The sequence below is a fragment of the Xanthomonas sp. SS genome (assembly GCF_014236835.1).
Taxonomy (GTDB): domain Bacteria; phylum Pseudomonadota; class Gammaproteobacteria; order Xanthomonadales; family Xanthomonadaceae; genus Xanthomonas_A.
On the sequence record NZ_CP051190.1, the window covers coordinates 1,834,037 to 1,853,775 of the forward strand.

Below are 19,739 nucleotides of genomic sequence, written 5' to 3' on the forward strand. Positions count from 1 at the left end.
TGCCGTGCGCAGCGCGATGCCAGCTGACCGCGCGCTCTAGATCGCGACCTACGTTCCTTGCCGCTGGCACATGGCGCAGCCGATCGCTGTACCGCGCAGTGACTGCATGCTTTCGCTGCAAGCGTGCCTATCGATCGGGTCTTCCTGCGCCGTCAAAAAAAAAGGCCGCCCGAAGGCGGCCTCCACTGACGCTCGGGAGGGGAGCCGCGTCAGAAGAACAGGCGCACGCCGAACGAGGCGTTGCGGCCGGGCAGCATCACGTCGTCCTTCAGGAACGAGGTGTGCACGCGCGCGTCCTGGTCGGTCAGGTTGTTGCCGTCCAGGAACACTTCCCAGGCGGTGGCGCCGGCATCGACGTGATAGGCCAGGTGCGCATCGACCAGCGTGTAGCCGTCGGTCGGGGTCTCGTTGACCGCCACCTTGTCCTGCTTCTGGTAGCGGGTGGCGCCGAGCGAGGCGCGCCAGTTGCTGGCGTCCCAGCGCAGCTGCGCGCCGTAGCGTGCCGGGGCGATGCGCGGCAGGTTGCCGCCGTCCTTCAGCCGCGCGCGCACGGTGTCGCCGAACACGCGCAGGTCCCAGGCGCCGCTGTCGTTGTCGGCCAGGTGGAAGGTGGCTTCGCCCTCGAAACCATGGAAGATCGCGTCGGCCTGGGTCCACTGGCGGATCGGCAGGAAGTCGTTGTCCTCCTCATGGAACCACTGCGCGCCGGTATCGACGATGTAGATGAAGTCGTCGTAGCGGTTGTAGTACGCCGCCACCTTGGCATCCACCCAGGTGTTCTTGAAGTTCAGTCCCAGCTCGGCCTGGTTGGCCTTCTCCGGCTTGAGGTCGGCGTCGCCGATCTCGTAGGCGAGGGTGGCGATGTGCGGGCCGTCGGCGAACAGTTCCTCTTCGGCCGGCGCGCGCTCGGCATGGTCGAGGTTGGCGGTCAGGCGCCACTGCTCGTTGAAGCGGAAGCCGCCGCTGAGCGAGAAGCTCTTCGGGGTGAAGTCGCGGTCCACGCCGGTGTCGGTCTCGTACTTGACCTTGTCCACGCGCGCGCCGACCTCGGCGGTGACACGTTCCCAGTTGTTGCGGGCCACGGCGAACACGCCGATGGCGCGGGTGTCGGTCTTCGGCACGAACGCCTCTTCGCCGATCGCCTGGAAAGTGGAGTCGCTGCCCTGCACGCCGAACGCGGTCTGCCAGCCGCCGCCGAAGGTGAAGGACGCTTCGACGCGGCCTTCGTTGGCGCGCTTGTCGAATACCGTGCCCACTTCCTCGCCCTCGAACTCGGTGTGGGTGTAGGCGGTGTGGCCGAAGCTGTAGCGCAGCGCGCTGCCGTCGCCCCAAGGATCGGTCAGCCCGCCCTTGAGCTCGTAGCGGTCCTGGTGCATGCGCAGCGATACGCCGCGCTCGCCGGCGGCCAGATCGCCGGGTTCGCCCGGGTTGCCGTAGTTGTCGCGGAAGCGCGAGGCCGATACGCCGACGAAGCCCCAGTCGCCGGCCAGCGAGGCGCCGACCGAACCGGTCTTGGTGTCCAGGAAGGAATTGGCCTGGCGGCCCTGCGGGGTGTCGTAGTCCTTCTGGTTGCGGTACACGCCGTCGGCGTGGATCGACAGGCCGCTGCCGTTGCCGGCATCGACCCGGAACATGTCGGTGTTGCCGTCCTTGTCGCCGCCGTCGAAGCGCACTTCGGCGCGGCCGTGCACGCCGTCCACCGGGGTTTCGGCGATGCGCCCGTCGACCACGTTGACCACGCCGCCGATCGCGCCGGAACCGTACAGCAGCGTGGACGGACCCTTCAGCACTTCGATCTGGTCGGCCAGGAACGATTCCACCGCCGGCGAGTGGTCCTGGCTGACGGTGGACACGTCCTGGGTGGACAGGCCGTCGCTGAGCACCGCCACGCGCGGGCCGTCCAGGCCGCGGATGATCGGCCGGCCCACGCCGGGGCCGAAGTTGGAACTCTGCACGCCGGGCAGGCTGGCCACGGTCTCGCCGACGCTGGCGCCGCGGTTCTCGTCCAGGCGCTCGCCGGCCAGCACGTCCACCGGCTGGCTCAGGTCGCCGGCGGCGTCGCGCAGCGGGCTGGCGGTGACCACCACCGCGTCCATGTCCTTCACGTGGCGGTCCTGCTTGCGGCCGTCGGCATGGCGGCTGTCGCTGGCCGGCGGCGTGGCGGCGTCCGTGGCCGGTGCATCGGCGGCCAGGGCCAAAGCGGGGCTGAGCAGGCCGCCCAGCGCCAGGGACAGGGCGGTGCGACGGAGCGAGCGGGAACGCGAGGAGGAGGACATAGACATACCGAATGGGAGGAAAAAAAGCGCCGCCAGGCGAGCGCGGGCGCTCGCGTTGCCGCGCTGAGGCGGCGACAGGCATGGCAATGGGGGGCGTGGCGACCCCCTGGTCGCCGGCCGGGTAATGTTATATTATTCTATAACGCAATCACCACTGTGCTGGAAGTCATGTCGCCTACCTCCGATCTGCGCGCACTGCTCGACCGCCTCGGCGCCACCGGTTCGCTGCTGTGCGCGGTGCATTGCGCGCTGCTGCCGCTGGCGCTGGCCGTGTTGCCTTCGTTGGGCCTGTCGGTATGGCTGGGCGACGGGGTGGAACGCACGCTGGTGCTGTTCGTGACCTGCCTGGGCCTGTTCAGCCTGGTCCTCGGCTACCGCCGGCATCGCGCCTGGCAGGCGCTGGGCCTGCTGCTGCTGGGTCTGCTGTCGCTGTGGGCCGGCATGCTGGTGCCGGCGCTGCACCACGCGGTGGCGCCGCACGCGGCGATCATGACCTTCGGCGGCACCCTGGTCGGGCTCGCGCACCTGCTCAACCTGCGGCTGAACCACGGCCACGTGCACGACGCCAGCTGCGCCCACTGAGCGCACGTGATAGGCTTGCCGCCCTTGCGCGAGGGCGCTGACCGCGTTGGCCTCGCCAAACCCGTGCACCGCGCGGGGATTTTCGCACACACATTCAGGAGTCGATGAGCATGGGTAAGGGTGACCGCAAGACCGCCAAGGGCAAGCGCTACAACGCCAGCTATGGCAATTCGCGCTCGCATAGCGTGAGCAAGGTGGCCGTGGGCGCCGCGTCGCCGGTCGCCAAGAAGTCGGTGGTCAAGACCCCGGCGGCGAAGAAGGCAGTGGCCAAGAAGACGGTCGCCAAGGCCGGCTGAGCCTCGGCTCCAGCGGTACGAAAGAACGCGGCGCTTGCGCCGCGTTTTTTTTGCCTCGAAAAAAACGCCGCAGCCCGCAGCCCCGCAGCCCCGCAGGGTGCAGCTTAAGCCCCTCTCCCCCCGGAAGTCCCTGTGGGAGAGAGGGGTTGGGGTGAGGGTCCGGCGCGAAGCGACTCGCGGAGTCGGCGCTCAGCGCGGCGGATCGTCCTCGCCGCTGTCGCCGGCCAGGTCGGCGGCCAGCGAGGTCGGTTCGGGTTCGGGTTCGGCGACGCTCGGCACCGGCAGCAACTGTTCCGCCAGCCCGCGATAGATCGGCGTGCGGCACACCAGCGCCGAGGCGCCGCGCGCGATCAGCACCGTGGCCAGGATCGGCAGCAGCATGTCGCTGCTGTCGGTCAGTTCCAGCGAGATCACCGCCGAGGTCAGTGGCGCCTGGGTGACCCCGGTCAGATAGGCGCACATGCCGAGCAGCACGAAGGTGCGCGGATCCACGTCCGGCATCAGCACCGCCAGGTTGTGGCCGACGCCGGCGCCGACCGCCAGCGCCGGCGAGAACAGGCCGCCGGGGATGCCGGCCACGTACGACACCAGGTTCGCCAGCAGCTTCATCAGCCCGAACTCGTGGCCGACGCTGGCGTGGCCCTGCACCAGGCTGCGCGCCTGCTCGTAGCCGGTGCCGAACGCGCCGTTGCCGAAGATCAGGCCCAGCGCGACCAGGGCCAGGCCGCAGGCCGCGGCCAGCAGCACCGGATGGCGGCCGCGCAGCGCGCCCAGCCAGCGCGGCTTGCCGGCCACGGTGGCCAGCACCATGCGGCTGAACGCGCCGCCGAGCAGGCCGGCGACCACTCCGCACAGCACGATCGCCAGCCACGCCCGGCCCAGCGGCAGCGCCGCGGATACCTTGCCGAAGTAGGTGTAGTTGCCGAGCAGGCCCAGCGAGATCACGCCGCCGACGATCACCGCGGTCAGCAAGGTGCCGGAGAAACGGTGTTCGAAACGGCCGCTCAGTTCCTCGATCGCGAACACCACGCCGGCCAGCGGCGTATTGAACGCCGCGGCGATGCCGGCGGCGCCGCCGGCCAGCAGGAAATGCGAGGCCTGGCGCGGATCGCGGAAACCGAACCAGCGCCCGAGCACGTACATCAGGCTGGCGCCGACGTGCACGGTCGGGCCTTCGCGCCCGACCGAGGCGCCGCCGAGCAAGGCCAAGGTGGTCAGCAGCAGCTTGCCGGCGGACACGCGCAGCGACAGGTTGGTCTGCCGGAACGCGTCGTCCGGCTGCTCCAGCGCGGCGATGACCTGCGGGATGCCGCTGCCGCGGGTGGGCCGCAACACGCCGTTGGTCAGCCAGGCGAGCAGCGCGAACACGCTCGGCGTCAGCAGCAGCGCCCACCACGGCGAGTGCGCGATGATGCGCTGGAACAGATGGAAGGCCGCGTCGCTGGCCTTGGCGAACACGATCGCGACCAGCGCCACCGCGACCGCGCCGCCCCACAGCACCGCGCGCTGTTTCCAGCTCTCGTGCGAGAGCAACGGGCGTAGACGATGGCGCATGCGCGGCGGCGGCACGGGATCGGGCGACTGCATGTGGGGATTGTCGCATGCGCGCCATCGCGCGGGCCTGTCGCCTCGTCCACATTCATGCACGGCGCGGTGTGCGGCGCTGCACCGCTGGGCATGTCGCCGCGCCGAACGCGGGCGGCCGCGACGGGTATCTGCAGTCGGCACTGTGGTCCAGGAGCGACGCGGGCCATCGGTCGCGACACGCTTTACCGGCAGGCGGCGGCATGACGGTAGCGCGATTGCGCCGCGGCGGTACGCGGCGATGCGGCAACCGATGACCAGGCGCCGCAGGCTGGCAAGGCCGCGCCCGGCTAGCGGCGCTTCAAGGCGCAGCGCTGCGACGCGGCGCTCAGCGCAATGCCGGCAGCAGCGCCTGCGGATCGCCGTCGTTGGGCGCGGCGGGAATTCCCAGCAGCCGGGTCAGCAGCGGATACACATCGACATTGTCGAACGGCGCCAGCGTGGCGCCCTGGCGGAACGCCGGGCCGCGCGCGATGAACACCGCGCGCATCGACGGCAGCGCCGGATCGTAGCCGTGCGAACCACGCAGGCCGGTCTGCGGCTTCTCCGCGGCGCGCTCGGCCGGCAGCGCGTCCCAGCCTTCGTGCATCTGGCACACGATCGGCGGGACGCGCGGATTGCTGCCGTAGCGCCAGCGCGCCGGCAGCTCGGCCTTGCGCCAGCAGTCGTACTGCGGATGCGCGCCGAGCAGCTTGGCTTCGACCCTGGCCTCCTGGCCGGGCCGCGGCGCGATGCCGACCGACTGGCCGTAGCTGACCACCTCGGCCTCTTGCATCGACACCATGTCCTCGACGATGACCACCTGCTGCGCCGGCACCGTCGCCATGCCGTGGTCGGAGACCACGATCAGGTTGGTGCGATCCAGTTGCCCGCGCCGGGCCAGCCCGTCGAGCAGGCGGCCGATCGCCGCGTCGACCTGTTCGATCGCGCGCGCGTACTGCGCCGATTGCGGGCCGAAGCCGTGGCCTGCCTCGTCGACCTGCTCGAAATACAGGGTCAGCAGCTGCGGCTGCGGCGCGCTGCGATCGTCCAGCCAGCCCAGCACCTGGTCGACCCGCGCGTTCGGCGCGACGTCTTTGTCGAAAGCCTGGCGGCGGCTCGGGCGCACGCCCTGGATCGCCGCTTCGTTGCCCGGCCAGGCCCAGCTCGCCGAGGGCAGGCCGGCCTTCTCGGCGCCGACCCAGATCGGTTCGCCGCCCCACCAGCGGCCATCGCCGACCGCGTCGCGGTCGCTGACCCGGAACGTGCCCAGCAGCGGGTCGTTCATGCTGTTGTGGACGATGCCGTGGTGGTCCGGACGCAGCCCGGTGACCAGGGTGTAGTGGTTGGGGAAGGTCAGCGACGGATAGGACGGCGTCATCCATCGCGCACGCACGCCCTCGCGCGCCAGCCGGCTGAGGTTCGGCGCGATGCCGCGATCGAGCATGTCCGCGCGCAGCGCGTCGATCGAGATCAGCAGCAGCAACGGCCGCTGCGCCTGGCTGGACGCGGCGTGCGGCGCGGTGGCCTTGGCAGTGGGAGAAGAGGGGGCGGAGGCGCAAGCGCCGAGCAGCAGCGCCGCGCAGGCGCTTGCCAGTCGTAGGGCGATGGAAGTCATCGGCGCATGATAAGACGCGTCCGGTGACCTGGCGAAGACATCGTGCGTGCCGCGCACGCACGATGGCCGACGCATTCGGGGTACAGCGATGCGTTTCGACGGTGGCAGCGGCAGCGTGCTGCCAAACGAAAAGCACGCACTCGCACAGCTGCCGACCGCAGCAGCCCCTCTCCCGCCGGGAGAGGGGTTGGGGTGAGGGTACGGCGCGAAGCGACTCGCTGAGTTTGGGTGCACGAGGCTGCGCCCGTACCCTCATCCGCCCCTGCGGGGCACCTTCTCCCGATGGGAGAAGGAACAGCAGCTAGCCCCTCTCCCACCGGGAGAGGGGTTGGGGTGAGGGTCCGGCGCGAAGCGTCTCGCTGAGTTCGGGTGCAGGAGGCTTCGCCCGGCCCCTTCGGGGCACCTTCTCCCGAGGGGAGAAGGTAGCTGCCGTAGCCCCTCTCCCCCCGCGAGAGGGGTTGGGGTGAGGGTATGGCGCGAAGCGACTCGCTGAGTTTGGGTGCACGAGGCTTCGCCCGTACCCCCATCCGCCCCTGCGGGGCACCTTCCCCCTGTAGGGAGAAGGGAGCGGTTGTCGGGCACCTCGCTGCCCTCATTCGCCTGTCGGCGCGCAAGAGCACCGCAGCTCAGTCGAACAACGACGCCATCCCGCCGTCCGCCTCGACGGCGCCACGCCGCTCCAGCGCCAGCAGCGCGGCCTTGGTCGGCAGGCCGCCGCCGAAGCCGGTCAGGGTGCCGTTGGCGCCGATCACGCGATGGCAGGGCAGCACGATCGGCAGCGGATTGCGGCCGTTGGCGGCGCCGACCGCGCGCACCGCACGCGGCTGCTCGATATGCCGCGCCAGCTGCGCGTAGCTCCAGGTCGCGCCGAACGGAATCTGCGCCAGCGCCTGCCACACGCGACACTGGAAGGCGGTGCCGCGCGGCGCCAGCGGCAGGTCGAAGCGGGTGCGTTCGCCGGCGAAATACGCCAGCAACTGCTCGCGCGCTGCGCGCACCGGCGCCGCGTCGCGGATCCAGTCGGCGCGCCCGCGCGCGTCGTAGCGGTTCTCCGGGAACAGGATGTGGCGCACGCCGTCGTCGCCGACGGCCACGGTCAGTTCGCCGATCGGGGTGGCGAAGGCGTCGTAGTACAGGCGTTGCTCAGTCATGGGGAGTCTCCTCGGGTGGATCGCCGGCCAGGTGCCACAGGTGCAGCACGGCATAGGCGCGCCATGGCCGCCAGGCCTGCGCGCGGGCGTCGGTGGCGCGTTCGCTCAGGCGCGCGCCGTCGGCGCCGAGCATGCGTTGCAGGACCAGGTCGCCGGCCGGGAACGCATCGGGCTGGCCGAGCGCGCGCAGCGCGATGTAGTGCGCGGTCCAGGCGCCGATGCCGGGCAGGGCGGTGGCGCGTTCGACGAACTCGGACAGGCGCTGGCCGGCGCGGAACTGCAGGCGTCCGTCCACCACCGCCGCGGCCAGCGCGCGGATCGTGGCGGCGCGCGAGCGCGGCAGGCCGATCGCCTCCAGCGGCGCGTCCAGCAGGTCCTGCGGCGCCGGGAACGCGCGGTCCAGGCCGGGCGCCTGGCCCGGTCGATACGCGCCGTGGCGCTCGACCAGGCGCGCGGCCAGGGTCGCCGCGCCGGCCACGCTGACCTGCTGGCCGAGCACCGCGCGCACCGCCACTTCGAAGCCGTCCCAGCCGCCGGGCACGCGCAGTCCCGGACGCCGCGCGATCGCGCGCGCCAGCAGCGGTTCGGCGCCGAGCGTGGCGTGCACCGCGCGCAGGTCGGCGTCCAGGTCGAAGATGCGGCGCACCCGCCGCACGATGTCGGGGATCGCGCGCGGATCGGCCGCGGCGATCTGCAGGCGCAATTCGTGGCGCTGCGGATCGGCCTCGACGCGGATCCTGGTGGAGGCATCGAGTGGGCCGAGCACGCGCTCGTAGCTGGCCTCGCCGATGCGCTCGATGCCGGGGATCGCGCGCTTGCGCAGGAATGCCAACATGGCCGCGAAATCCAGCGGCGGGCGGTAGCCCAGGCGCAGCAGCAGATCGCCGCCGGGCACCTCGGCGCGCTGTTTGCGGATCGCCGACGGCGGCATCCCGCAGCCCTCCAGGAACGCGGTGTTGAAGCGCCTCAGGCTGTTGAAACCGGCTGCCAACGCCACCTGGGTGATCGGCAGCGCGGTCTCGGTCAGCAATTGCTTGGCCAGCAGCAGGCGTCGCGTCGCATGCACCGCTGCCGGGGTGGCGCCGAGCTGGGCGACGAACACGCGCTGCAACTGGCGCGCGCTGAGTCCGACCTCGGCGGCGAGCCGTTCGACGCTGGCGTCCTGCAGCGCGCCCTCGGCGATCAGCGCCAGCGCACGCTGCACCGATTCCTCGCCCAGGTGCTGTTGCGCTTCCGGCGACAGTTCCGGCCGGCAGCGCAGGCAGGGGCGGTAGCCGGCCGCGGCCGCGGCGGCGGCACTGGGGTAGTAGCGCACGTTGCTGCGCTTGGGCGCCGGTGCCGGGCACACCGGCCGGCAGTAGATGCCGGTGCTGCGCACGGCGGTGAAGAACACCCCGTCGAAGCGCGCATCGCGGGACTGGCGGGCGCGGTCGTAGAGGTCGTGGTCGTCGAGCGTGATGTGCGGCATGCGGCCAGTCTAGTCCGCGCCGCTGCGCCCGACTCGCCGTTTTCGGACATGGATGCAGCGGCCCGGCGGGGTCCATGCGCACGCCCCCTGGCGGGAGGCCGGCGGTTTAGGCGCAGTTGGGAACCGAATGCGTATCGGCACTAGACTAGCGACGCGCATTTCGAAAGCGCCGTCTCTTCCTTCGCGGATGTCCTGCTTGCCTCTTCCGTCAAAAATCTGGTGGCTGTCGTTGTGCTGCGTCGGCCTGTTGTCGTGCCAGCAGGGCGCGCCATCCGCCGGCAGGACCGTGGCCGACAGCCCGCCAGGCGATGGCGAGCACATGGTGTCGGTCGGGACGCCGCCGCCCGCGCCGGCGCCGCGGCCTGCCACCACGCCCAAACCCGATCCCGACGTCTGGGAGCAGGCGGCGCTGGAGAACGGCGAGGCCTTCGTCAGCTGCGACACCGACTACGCGGCCGAGGCCGGCGACGGCGAGGCGCTGGCCGGGCTGGATCGGCCGACCATCGAGGCGGCGCTGGCGCCATGCCGCGAGCGCGGCCTGCTGCGGGTGCGCTACGAAGGCAAGATCAACGCCGGTTTCGCCGAGATGGTGCGGCGCCTGGCCGAGGTCGCCGCGCACGCCGGCATCGGCAAGCGCGTGCTGGACCTGGATTCCAGCGGCGGCCAGGTCGAGGCGGCGATCCGCGCCGGCGATGCGATCGGCGAGTCCGGCTGGACCATCTGGGTGCGCGAGGGCTCAATCTGCCATAGCGCCTGCGTGTTCGTGCTCGCCGCTGGCGACAACCGGCTGATCTCCGGCAAGGTCGGCATCCACCGCATGATGCGGATCAGTTCCACTGCCACCTCGCGCGCCGAGCTCAATCGCGAACTGCAGGAGGTCTACGGCAACGTCAAGGACTACCTGGAGCGCAACGGCGTGGCCGTGGCGGTGGCCGACCTGATGATGACCGTGCCCAACCGCAGCCTGCGCCTGCTCAGCAACGACGAACTCAAGCAGTACGGGCTGGACGGCACCAACGCGGTGCAGGACGACCTGGAGCGGATCAAGCAGCTGCGCAAGTGCGGCGACGATTTCGTGCGGCGCAAGGACGCGTTCCTGATCGCGTTCGACCACGAGTGCAAGGCCAAGGGCGTGGACCTGGAGTCGCTGACCGCCTGCGGCCAGGCGCTGAAGCAGCGCTTCGGCTTCCCCGACCAGGCCTGCCCGGCGGAGAGCCCGCTGTCGGAAATCGACGTGGCCACGCTGCCGCTGGCCTCGCCGGGCGCATAGCTGCGATCGCTCGGCAGCTTGTTCAGCCAGGGCATGCCTGGATGGGCGTGCAGTGCGGAGCCTATCCCCCCTGCGCGTGAAAGCGGCGGCGGATCCAATCGGCGTGCGCGTCCTGACGGCCTGCACGTGGCGGTAGTGGTAGGCCGAAGATGCATGCTGCGGTCGGCATGGAATCGCGCCAGGTGCTGCCGTAGCTCCGCTCGTGCGGTTCAAGCCTGCCGCTTACGCAACAACCTTCGGCCCGTGAGCCGCATGCACCAGCGCACACACCCCGAGCAGGTAGGGCATCAGCCAGGGGATCGCGGGGATGCCGACGATCATGCCGGGCATGGCGAACCAATCGTCGGGCAAGTCGGGATACTGGAGGCCGCGCACCATCAGCGCAACGACGGCGAGAGCGGCCACCGACGCGATGATTCCCGCCCATGCGGGCCGAAGCCAGCCCTGCCGTGCGAACGACAGTGCATAGAGCGCAGTGGAAACATACGTCATCAATCCTGCGAAGAAGAGCAGGACGTCCGCGGCATTGCCGAGCGGCGTGCCGTACAGCGGCAGATAGGCTGCGGGTTTATGCGCTTCGGACATTGTCCAGCCGATCATCAGCGCAGCCCAGACGAGTTGAATGAGTGCGGCAAACAGGCCGCTTGCCTGTCCCAGCGGTGCAAGCAGGCGATCGCCTGCAGCGTCGGCCAACGGCTCTTTGAGCAGGAACAGACCCGCACCAAGAACCGCAGCCGAGACAAAAAGAATGACGAACCGGACATGGTTCATTGCGAGATTCGAAGCGAACGGCGGACCGTAGCCCGGCATCAGCGTCAGTAGAGCCCAGGGCAGTATCAACAAGGTGCCGACAAGCGCGATCCGACGCCGGTGTTCATCCCCGGAGCGCCACGCCCGCAACAGCAGCGGCGCTGCCGCGATGGCCATCGCCAGGAGTTGGATGGCCGAAAGCGCAAGCGAGACCGGAATCGAATAGCGCGCGGGTTTTCCGAAAATGACGATAGCGGCGCACAGCGCCACAACCAGCACCGGGCCGCTCCAGCCGTTGCGTTTCGTCGTGATGGACATCGGCAATCCTCTACGGACAACGCAGCACGCGGCGATCGCCGCCATGCTGCATGTTGGAAATGTCGGCTTTCTCCCAGATCACCCCTGAGCGCTGTCGGACCGCTTGCCACTGCGGCCCAGCCATTCCCATGTATGGGTTCACGGCCTCGCGCCACTCTGGCACAAATGGGCTGGCGCGGGTATCCACAGCGCATCCACGCCGCGGACAGTGGCAGGGGCGGGCGGCATGGCGCGCCGAGGAGCGCCTGGCGGATCACCGGCAGGCTGGATTGCGGGGCGGCCCCGGGCTTCGGCTCGCCCGGGCCAGTCTTCCGTTGCGCCGGCCGGGCTTTCACGTCGCCGGCACCGCGCTGACGCTAGCGTCCGGGCCAATTCCCTGGAGGCGCCTGGCATGTCGGTCGGATCGAAGATGATGATGCGGCTGTACCTGCCCCCGGCCTTGCTGGTGGTGGGCGGTTTCCTGGTGGCGGAGCTGCTGCTGCATTTCGCCAGCGGCAGGTATGCGCAGGTGCTGGCGCGCACCGCCTCGCTGCTGAGCCTGGCCGCCTTGCTCGGCGGCACCGTGTGGGCGCTGTGGGCGAGCTGGCGCGCCTGGCATCGGCAGCGCTATGCGGTGCCGGTGAGCGCGGCCGCGCCAGGCGAGGAGCCGTGAGCGCCGCTGCGCGGGCGCACATGGCCGGCGTAGACTGCGGCCCCCGCCGTCACCGCGCCGCCTGAGCGATGCCCATGCCGTTGTCACTTCGCCTGTTCCCCGCGCTGCTGGGCGCTGCCGTGTTCGCTGCGGCGGCGCAGACCGCGCCGACGCAGAGCGTCCCTGCGCAATCCGCGCCGGCCCAGGCTGCGGCGCAGCCAGCGCCGCCCAAGCCCGCCGCCGCCAGACCCGCCGCGGCCAAGCATGCCGATCCTGCTGCGCCGGGCCCGCTGTCCAAGCAGGACGCGCAGATGGCGCAGGCCGGCCTGCGCGCCGCGCAGCTGGTCGATGCCGGACGCAGCGGCGAGCTGTGGGACGGCGCATCCGCGGTGGCCAAGAAGGCCGTCGCGCGCGATGCGTTCGTGCGCCAGGTCGATGCCGGCCGCGCACGGCTCGGCGCGCTGCTCGGTCGCGGCGTGGCCAGCGTGGCGCGGGTGCAGTACGCGGCCGGTTCGCAGGTGCCGCCGGGGGTCTACGTCAACGTCAGTTTCCCCAGCCGGTTCGCCAACGCGCCGCAACCGGTGCGCGAGCTGGTCTCACTGCGCCTGGACGAGGACAAGACCTGGCGCCTGGTCGGCTATCACGTCGGTCCGCCGAACTGACGCGCATGCGCGCGTCGCTCCCTAGTTTTCGCAACCGACCGAGGTGTCGATGAGTATCGAAATCCGCATGCTGGCCTGGGCGATCCTGCTCGGGATCGTGCAACTGCTGCTGGCCGCGGCGTTCGTCACCGCGCAGCGCGGCCTGAAGTGGAATGCCGGCGCGCGCGACGCGCAGCTGCCGCCGCCCTCCGGCGTGGCCGGGCGCCTGGACCGCGCGCTGCGCAACTTCCTGGAGACCTTCCCGTTCTTCGCCGCCGCGGCGCTGGCGGTGGTGGCGATGGGCAAGGGCAGTGCGCATACCGCGCTGGCGGCGCAGCTGTATTTCTGGGCGCGGCTGGCCTATGTGCCGTTGTACGCGGCGGGCGTGCCTTACTTGCGCAGCCTGGTCTGGGCGGTGTCGCTGTGGTCGATCCTGCAACTGGTGTGGGCGCTGTTCTGAGGCTGCGCGCATCGCGTCGCAAGCGCGACGCTGCGACCGTTTGCCGCAGCGCTGATCCAGATCAATGCCGCGCGCCGCGGCGGGTTTATGCTGGCTGCGTCCGAGACAGGAAGCGCAGCAATGCATGTGGATATCGCCATTGTCGGTGCCGGCCCCGCGGGCCTGTGTTTCGCCCGCTCGCTGGCCGGTAGCGGCCTGTCGCTGGCGCTGATCGAACCGCAGCCGCGCGCCGCGCTGGCCGAGGCCGCCTTCGATGGCCGCGAGATCGCGCTGACCCACGCCTCGCGCACGCTGCTGGAGCAACTGGACCTGTGGTCGCGGATCGATCCGGACGCGATCGCGCCGCTGCGCGATGCGCGGGTGATGAACGGCTCCTCGCCGTTCGCGCTGACCTTCGCCGCCAGCCAGGACCGCCGCGGCGACCTGGGCTGGCTGGTGCCCAACCACCTGATCCGCCGTGCCGCGTTCGCCGCGGTGCAGGCACAGCCGGGCCTGACCCTGCTCGACGGCGTCTCGGTGCAGGCGCTGCGTAGCGACGACAGCCAGGCGCAGCTGAGCCTGTCCAATGGCGAGGCACTGACTGCGCGCCTGGTGGTGGCCGCCGACAGCCGTTTCTCGACCACCCGGCGCATGCTCGGCATCGGCGCGCAGATGCGCGATTTCGGCCGCAGCATGCTGGTGTGCCGGGTCAGCCACGAACGCCCGCATCATCACACCGCGTGGGAGTGGTTCGGCTACGGCCAGACCCTGGCGCTGCTGCCGCTGCACGGCAACCAGGCCTCGGCGGTGCTGACCCTGCCGCCGGATCGCGCGCAGGCGCTGCTGGACATGGACGCCGCCGAGCTAGGCGCGGAGATCAGCGCGCGCTTCGAGCACCGGCTCGGCGCGATGACGCCGATCGTGCGGCCGCAGGCGTATCCGCTGGTCGCGGTGTACGCGCAACGCTTCGTCGGCAAGCGCTATGCGCTGATCGGCGACGCGGCGGTGGGCATGCATCCGGTGACCGCGCACGGCTTCAATTTCGGCCTGCAGAGCCAGGCGCGGCTGGCGCGCGCGCTGCACGCGGCCGCGGCACAGGGTCGCGACATCGCCGCGCCGGCCTTGCTGGCCGGCTACGAACGCGGCCATCGCCTGGCCACGCGCCCGCTGTACGAGGCGACCAGCGCGATCGCCGCGCTGTACACCGACGACCGCCTGCCGGCGCGCGCGCTGCGCAACGCGGCCTTGCGCGTGGCCGACAAGGTGGCGCCGTTCAAGCGCGCGATCGCCGCGCACCTGACCCAGCGTGCTGCGGTGGGTGTGCGCTGAGGCGTGGACGCCTGAGGGATGCTGGGAGACATAGCCGTTGCTCGGCGAGCTACGGCGACAGCCGCGCCGCCAAGCCAGTGCCACCGCGCAACGCTTCTTTCTCCTGCCTGCATGCACCCTGTAGGAGCGGCTTCAGCCGCGACAGGGCGTTACCAGAAAGTTCCGGTCGCGGCTGAAGCCGCTCCTACAAAAATCCGGCGCCAGCTGTAGTGATGGCATGGCCTATGGATCGGCACGCGAATGCTGGCTGTCCTATTCGCTTGGCGAAGTAATTGTGGGAGCGACTTCAGTCGCGACGGGCGTTACCGGTAGAGCTCGTCGCGACTGAAGTCGCTCCCACAAAAATGCAATCGCCCGAATGAAGGCAAGAAAAAAACCGCGCTAGCGCCGCGGCGTGCGGGCGAGGCGGCGTGCGTCCGCCTCGGCGATGAGGTGGGCGAAGGTGGCTTGCGCGTCGCCGCCGCGCTGCGCCGCTTCGATCGGTGCGATGGCCCAGGGGCAGTCGGCGTGGCGCAGGTGCAGGCGCCAGTCGCCGGCCCAGGCATCCAGCTCGTCCAGCCCCAGGAAGATCGCGCCGCCACGGTCGGCATGCCCGCCATGGATGGATTGCGCCAGGCACAGCGGCCGCGCTGCGGCCGGATCGATCAGCACTTCGTACACGTCATGCAGCGGATCGTCCGCCGACGGCGCGATGTTGCGCATGCCGATGCTGGTCAGCATGGCGCGGCTGCCGCGTCGTACCGCCGGGGAAGCGACGCGCAGGGCGCGCCGGCCACGCTCATGCCTTGCCGATCACCCGGATCTGCACGTCGTCCAGTTCGACCACCTGGCCCGCGCGGACCTTGCAGGCCTTGCGCACTTCGACTTCGCCGTCCACGCGCACCTGGCCTTCGCTGATCACGGTCTTGGCCGCGCCGCCGCTGTCGCACACGCCGGTCAGTTTCAGCAGGTGCTTGAGTTCGACATAGTCGCTTTCTAACTGGAGATCGATGGTCTGCATTGGGGGACGCTGTTCGGAAATCGGCGCCCATTGTCGGTCATTCGCGAAGGAAACGCTCGGACTTCGCGCTGCGCACGCCGCGCCGTACATCTTCGCGTGCACCGCAACGCAGCGGCTGCGCGCTCATTCGTGCCGAAAACGCTCCACCTCGTCGAGCAGGCCGCTGGCCCTGCGCAGGCTCGCTCCGCCCAGGCCGTCGTCGACGATGCGCCGCAGCCGCGGCTGCCCGGGATCGCGCGAACGGCGATACAGCCATGCGCTGCCGGCAAGCCCCGCCAGCCCGGCGCCGAGCCCGATCCACACCACGGCCTGCGCCCTTGCCAGCAGGTCGATGCCGGCGAGCGCGGCCAGCACCATCAGCACCGGCACCCACAGCAGCCACCACGACAGCCCGCAGACCACGCCGCTGCCGACGTACCAGCGCCGGGTGCGCGCGATCCGCTGCTGGATCTCCAGCACCGGCGCGCTGTAGTCGACCTGCAGCAGCCGGCCCAGCACGATGCCGGCCAGCGCCACGGTGACCACGCCATAGGCATGCACCGCCACGCCGGCGGTGATCAGGTGCGCCGGCAGCGCGCCGCCGCGGCTCCACAGCAGGCCGGCCAGGGCGATGCAGCACAGGCCGAACGGCAGCTGCAGCAGCTGGCCCCACAGCAGCGGGCGCAGGCTACGCTGCAGGTTGTGCTGCAGCAGCTGCTGCGCTTGCAGGCGGTCGTGGCGTTGCAGGCGCTGGTCCAGCGCCTGCCAGGCGTGTTTCAGTTCGTCGGGGTGCATGTCGAAGGTCCTGTGTGTGAGAGTCAGAGTTCGTCGCGGAGGCGTTGCTTGAGGCGGCCGATCTTGGTGGAGACGTTGCTTTCGCCGATGCCCAGGATCTCGGCGATCTCGCGCTGCGGGCGGTCGTCCAGGTACAGCAGCGCCAGCGCCCGTTCCAGCGCCGGCAGCTGCGCGATGAAGCGGTACAGGGCCTGTACCTGGCGCTCGCGTTCCGGGTCGGCGGCGTGCGGATCGGCTAGGTCCAGGTCCTCCAGCGGCAGCGTCTGCCGATGCGCGCGGCTGCGCCCGCGCAGGTCGCCGATCGCCACGTTCAGCGCGATCCGGTACAGCCAGGTGGAGAACGGCCGCTGCCGGTCGTAGCGGGGGAAGGCCCGCCAGGCCTGCGTGGCGATCTCCTGGATCAGGTCGGCACGGTCGTCCGGATCCCGGCAATAGCTGCCGGCCACTTTCGCGGCGATGCCGCGGTGCGCCTGGAACAGCGTGGCGAAGTCGGTTGGGGCCGGTGCGGCAGGGGTGGGGGCGTCGGGCATGGGGCGGGTCGCGGAAGGGTCTGCAAGGTGGTTCGCGGCAGGCTGGGGTTTCTCACGCCTGAACGGCTTCGTTCACCCGGTTTAGACATGCGGCCCGCCAAGGCGCACAATGCACTTCTTTGCGCCTGCCGGTTCTCTGCGGCGCCTCCGGAGTCTCCCATGTCCCAAGATACCCCCGCGCCGCTGCTGTTCGCAGATCTCGGCCTCTCGCCTGCTGTGATGAAAGCTGTCGCCGATGTCGGCTACGAGTCGCCGTCGCCGATCCAGGCCGCCACCATTCCCGCGCTGCTGACCGGCCGCGACCTGCTCGGCCAAGCCCAGACCGGCACCGGCAAGACCGCCGCGTTCGCGCTGCCGATCCTGTCGCGGCTGGACTTCAACCAGCGCAAGCCGCAGGCGCTGGTGCTGGCGCCGACCCGCGAGCTGGCGATCCAGGTCGCCGAGGCGTTCCATCGCTACGCCGGCGCGATCCCCGGCTTCCAGGTGTTGCCGGTGTACGGCGGCCAGCCCTACGTGCAGCAGCTGTCGGCGCTCAAGCGCGGCGTGCACGTGGTGGTGGGCACCCCGGGGCGGGTCATCGACCACCTCGAGCGCGGCACCCTGGATCTGTCGGAGCTGAAGACGCTGGTGCTCGACGAGGCCGACGAGATGCTGCGCATGGGCTTCATCGACGACGTCGAGGCGGTGCTGAAGAAGCTGCCGGCCTCGCGCCAGGTGGCGCTGTTCTCGGCGACCATGCCGACCGCGATCAAGCGCATCGCACAGACCTATCTGAACGATCCGGCCGAAGTCATCATCGCCTCCAAGACCACCACGTCGGCGAATGTCCGCCAGCGTTACTGGGCGGTCAGCGGCTTGCACAAGCTCGATGCGCTGACCCGCATCCTGGAAGTGGAGCCGTTCGACGCGATGATCGTGTTCGCGCGCACCAAGGCCGCCACCGACGAGCTGGCGCAGAAGCTGCAGGCGCGCGGCCTGGCCGCCGCGGCGATCAACGGCGACATCCAGCAGTCGCAGCGCGAGCGGGTGATCCAGCAGCTCAAGGACGGCAAGCTCGACATCCTGGTCGCCACCGACGTGGCCGCGCGCGGCCTGGACGTGGAGCGGATCAGCCACGTGCTGAACTACGACATTCCGTACGACACCGAAAGCTACGTGCACCGCATCGGCCGCACCGGCCGCGCCGGCCGCAGCGGCGAGGCGATCCTGTTCGTCAGCCCGCGCGAGAAGGGCATGCTGCGCGCGATCGAGCGCGCCACCCGGCAGCCGATCGAAGAGATGCAGCTGCCGAGCGTGGACGCGGTCAACGACCAGCGCGTGACCCGCTTCATGGAAAAGATCAGCGAGACCATCGCCGGCGGCGGCATCGACACCTACCGCGACCTGCTGCAGCGTTTCGAGACCGAGAAGAACGTGCCGATGGTCGAAGTGGCCGCGGCGCTGGCGCGCCTGCTGCAGGGCGACACGCCGCTGCTGCTGGCGCCGGAGCGCGCGCGTCCGCCGCAGGCCGAGCGCTTCGAGCGGCCCGGTGCCGAGCGCCGCGAGCGCGCCGACCGCGGCGAGCGCACGGAACGTCCGAAGTTCGAGCCGAAGTTCGACCGCGAAGCGCGCCCGCCGCGCCGCGACGAAGGCGAGCGCGCGCCGCCGCGTGCGCCGCGTCCCGCGCCGGCCGGGCACGGCCCCGACTACGACTACCAGCGCGACGTCGGCAGCTTCGAGGCCCCGCGCCGCGACAAGGCGCCCAAGGCGCCGCGCGGCGAGCCGGAAGTGGGTATGGAGACCTACCGCATCGAGGTCGGCCACCAGCACGGGGTCAAGCCGGCCAACATCGTCGGCGCGATCGCCAACGAGGCGGGCCTGGAGAGCAAGTACATCGGCCGCATCGACATCCACGACGACTATTCGGTGCTGGACCTGCCGGCGGACATGCCGCGCGAGCTGCTGACCCACCTGAAGAAGGTCTGGGTCTCGGGTCAGCAACTGCAGATGCGCAAGCTCGACGGCGACGACGCGGGCGCCAGCGCGCCGTTCAAGCCCAAGTTCGCGCGCGCCGCCGGCAAGCCCGGCGGCCGCCCGAACGCGGCCGGTCCGCGCCCGGCCGGCGCTGCCACCCGCATGGCCGACAAGGCCGGCGATCGCCCGCCGCGCAAGGGTCCGCCGAAGCGCTGAGGGGCCGGGATTGGGGATTCGGGAGTGGGGATTCGTCCCCGCTTCCGCTTTTCTGTCCCAACCTCGCTACTGCCTCGGATCGCAGTAGCCCGCTTTTGCGAATCCCCAATCCCGACTCCCGAATCCCCGCTCAATGTCCATCCGCCTCAACAAGCACATCGCCGAAACCGGCTACTGTTCGCGCCGCGAGGCCGACCGGCTGATCGCCGCGCGCCGCGTCACCGTCAACGGCATGCCGGGCGGGGTCGGTGCGGTGGTGGGCGAGGGCGACGAGGTGCAGGTCGACGGCCAGCCGCTGCGCGCGCGCGCCAAGCAGAAATCCGGCCGCCGCCACGTCTACATCGCGCTGAACAAGCCGGTCGGGGTGACCTGCACCACCGAGAGCGAGGTCAAGGGCAATATCGTCGATTTCGTAGGCCACGAGCAGCGCATCTTCCCGATCGGGCGCCTGGACAAGGAGTCCGAGGGCCTGATCCTGATGACCAGCAACGGCGACATCGTCAACGAGATCCTGCGCGCCGAGAACCGCCACCAGAAGGAATACCTGGTGGCGGTGAACAAGCCGGTCAGCGACGAATTCCTGCGCGGCATGGCGCGCGGCGTGCGCGTGCACAACGAGACCACGCTGCCGTGCCGCACCGCGCGGATCGCCAAGTTCGGCTTCCGCATCGTGCTCGAGCAGGGCCTGAACCGGCAGATCCGGTTGATGGCCGCCGCGTTCGACTACCGCGTCACCCAACTGCGCCGCGTGCGCATCGACAACATCAAGCTCGGCGCGCTGAAGCCGGGCCAGTGGCGCAACCTCACCGAGCAGGAACTGCGCGGCCTGCTGCCGCAGCGCCAGGACTGGTAATCCCCGGCCGCGCGGCCTTCACTGGCATCGGCGGCGATTTTGGCGATACTTGCCACGCATCCGCCGCCGGCCGCCCGCTCC

Annotated in this window: 19 protein-coding genes; 9 read left to right on the forward strand and 10 right to left on the reverse strand. The window is 70.5% G+C overall.

Annotated elements, in window-relative coordinates:
- Positions 1-209: 209 nt before the first annotated feature.
- The gene (locus HEP74_RS07375) at positions 210-2,276 is read right to left on the reverse strand and encodes a TonB-dependent receptor (protein ID WP_185815866.1); all 2,067 of its coding nucleotides are present in this window, start codon (positions 2,274-2,276) and stop codon (positions 210-212) included.
- A gap of 168 nt (positions 2,277-2,444) precedes the next feature.
- Between HEP74_RS07375 and HEP74_RS07380 the strand changes: the two genes are divergently transcribed.
- The gene (locus HEP74_RS07380) at positions 2,445-2,858 is read left to right on the forward strand and encodes a MerC domain-containing protein (protein WP_145707752.1); all 414 of its coding nucleotides are present in this window, start codon (positions 2,445-2,447) and stop codon (positions 2,856-2,858) included.
- A 110-nt stretch (positions 2,859-2,968) separates the two neighbouring features.
- Complete coding sequence (locus HEP74_RS07385; RefSeq protein ID WP_185815867.1) at positions 2,969-3,154, forward strand: 30S ribosomal protein THX; 186 nt, start codon at positions 2,969-2,971, stop codon at positions 3,152-3,154.
- Between the two features lie 189 nt (positions 3,155-3,343).
- Here the strand turns inward: HEP74_RS07385 and HEP74_RS07390 are convergent, their stop codons facing one another.
- The 4 genes from HEP74_RS07390 to HEP74_RS07405 all read right to left on the reverse strand — a co-directional run bounded on the left by HEP74_RS07390 (position 3,344) and on the right by HEP74_RS07405 (position 8,954).
- Positions 3,344-4,741, reverse strand: a complete 1,398-nt coding sequence (locus HEP74_RS07390) for a chloride channel protein (RefSeq protein ID WP_185815868.1) — start codon at positions 4,739-4,741, stop codon at positions 3,344-3,346.
- A gap of 325 nt (positions 4,742-5,066) precedes the next feature.
- On the reverse strand, positions 5,067-6,335 hold the full coding sequence (locus tag HEP74_RS07395; protein WP_185815869.1) for an alkaline phosphatase family protein: 1,269 nt from the start codon (positions 6,333-6,335) through the stop codon (positions 5,067-5,069).
- A 626-nt stretch (positions 6,336-6,961) separates the two neighbouring features.
- Positions 6,962-7,486, reverse strand: coding sequence for a methylated-DNA--[protein]-cysteine S-methyltransferase (locus tag HEP74_RS07400; RefSeq protein ID WP_185815870.1), 525 nt, complete (start codon positions 7,484-7,486; stop codon positions 6,962-6,964).
- A complete protein-coding gene (locus HEP74_RS07405; RefSeq protein WP_185815871.1) occupies positions 7,479-8,954 on the reverse strand; it encodes a DNA-3-methyladenine glycosylase 2 family protein in 1,476 nt (491 codons plus the stop codon). Before HEP74_RS07405 ends, HEP74_RS07400 begins: the two co-directional genes overlap by 8 nt.
- Positions 8,955-9,141: 187 nt before the next feature.
- Between HEP74_RS07405 and HEP74_RS07410 the strand changes: the two genes are divergently transcribed.
- Positions 9,142-10,224, forward strand: a complete 1,083-nt coding sequence (locus tag HEP74_RS07410; RefSeq protein ID WP_185815872.1) for a COG3904 family protein — start codon at positions 9,142-9,144, stop codon at positions 10,222-10,224.
- A 222-nt stretch (positions 10,225-10,446) separates the two neighbouring features.
- Here HEP74_RS07410 and HEP74_RS07415 read toward each other — a convergent pair whose 3' ends face one another.
- Positions 10,447-11,292 carry a hypothetical protein gene (locus HEP74_RS07415; protein WP_185815873.1) on the reverse strand — a complete coding sequence of 282 codons (846 nt, stop codon included), beginning with the start codon at positions 11,290-11,292 and terminating at the stop codon, positions 10,447-10,449.
- A 391-nt stretch (positions 11,293-11,683) separates the two neighbouring features.
- On the opposite strand from HEP74_RS07415, the gene HEP74_RS07420 reads away from it, so the two are divergent.
- The 4 genes from HEP74_RS07420 to ubiM all read left to right on the forward strand — a co-directional run bounded on the left by HEP74_RS07420 (position 11,684) and on the right by ubiM (position 14,332).
- A complete protein-coding gene (locus HEP74_RS07420; RefSeq protein WP_185815874.1) occupies positions 11,684-11,944 on the forward strand; it encodes a hypothetical protein in 261 nt (86 codons plus the stop codon).
- A gap of 74 nt (positions 11,945-12,018) precedes the next feature.
- Positions 12,019-12,585, forward strand: a complete 567-nt coding sequence (locus HEP74_RS07425; RefSeq protein ID WP_255427910.1) for a DUF4019 domain-containing protein — start codon at positions 12,019-12,021, stop codon at positions 12,583-12,585.
- A 49-nt stretch (positions 12,586-12,634) separates the two neighbouring features.
- Positions 12,635-13,024, forward strand: coding sequence for an MAPEG family protein (locus tag HEP74_RS07430; protein ID WP_185822744.1), 390 nt, complete (start codon positions 12,635-12,637; stop codon positions 13,022-13,024).
- A 120-nt stretch (positions 13,025-13,144) separates the two neighbouring features.
- Positions 13,145-14,332 carry a 5-demethoxyubiquinol-8 5-hydroxylase UbiM gene (gene ubiM / locus HEP74_RS07435; protein ID WP_185815876.1) on the forward strand — a complete coding sequence of 396 codons (1,188 nt, stop codon included), beginning with the start codon at positions 13,145-13,147 and terminating at the stop codon, positions 14,330-14,332.
- 381 nt (positions 14,333-14,713) lie between these two features.
- On the opposite strand, the gene HEP74_RS07440 is transcribed toward ubiM, so the two are convergent.
- The 4 genes from HEP74_RS07440 to HEP74_RS07455 form a co-directional block, all read right to left on the reverse strand.
- Positions 14,714-15,052, reverse strand: a complete 339-nt coding sequence (locus HEP74_RS07440; protein WP_185815877.1) for a hypothetical protein — start codon at positions 15,050-15,052, stop codon at positions 14,714-14,716.
- 58 nt (positions 15,053-15,110) lie between these two features.
- Positions 15,111-15,332: an RNA-binding S4 domain-containing protein gene (locus tag HEP74_RS07445; RefSeq protein WP_185815878.1), complete on the reverse strand. Its 222-nt coding sequence runs from the start codon at positions 15,330-15,332 to the stop codon at positions 15,111-15,113.
- 123 nt (positions 15,333-15,455) lie between these two features.
- Positions 15,456-16,106 (reverse strand): serine/threonine protein kinase, encoded by a 651-nt coding sequence (locus tag HEP74_RS07450; RefSeq protein WP_185815879.1) that lies wholly within the window; start codon positions 16,104-16,106, stop codon positions 15,456-15,458.
- A 23-nt stretch (positions 16,107-16,129) separates the two neighbouring features.
- Entirely contained in the window at positions 16,130-16,636 is a 507-nt protein-coding gene (locus HEP74_RS07455) for an RNA polymerase sigma factor (protein ID WP_185815880.1), read from the reverse strand.
- Positions 16,637-16,795: 159 nt separating this feature from the next.
- Between HEP74_RS07455 and HEP74_RS07460 the strand changes: the two genes are divergently transcribed.
- Together HEP74_RS07460 and HEP74_RS07465 are read left to right on the forward strand one after the other, a co-directional pair.
- The gene (locus HEP74_RS07460; protein WP_185815881.1) at positions 16,796-18,805 is read left to right on the forward strand and encodes a DEAD/DEAH box helicase; all 2,010 of its coding nucleotides are present in this window, start codon (positions 16,796-16,798) and stop codon (positions 18,803-18,805) included.
- Between the two features lie 133 nt (positions 18,806-18,938).
- Entirely contained in the window at positions 18,939-19,658 is a 720-nt protein-coding gene (locus tag HEP74_RS07465; RefSeq protein ID WP_185815882.1) for a pseudouridine synthase, read from the forward strand.
- Positions 19,659-19,739: the final 81 nt, after the last annotated feature.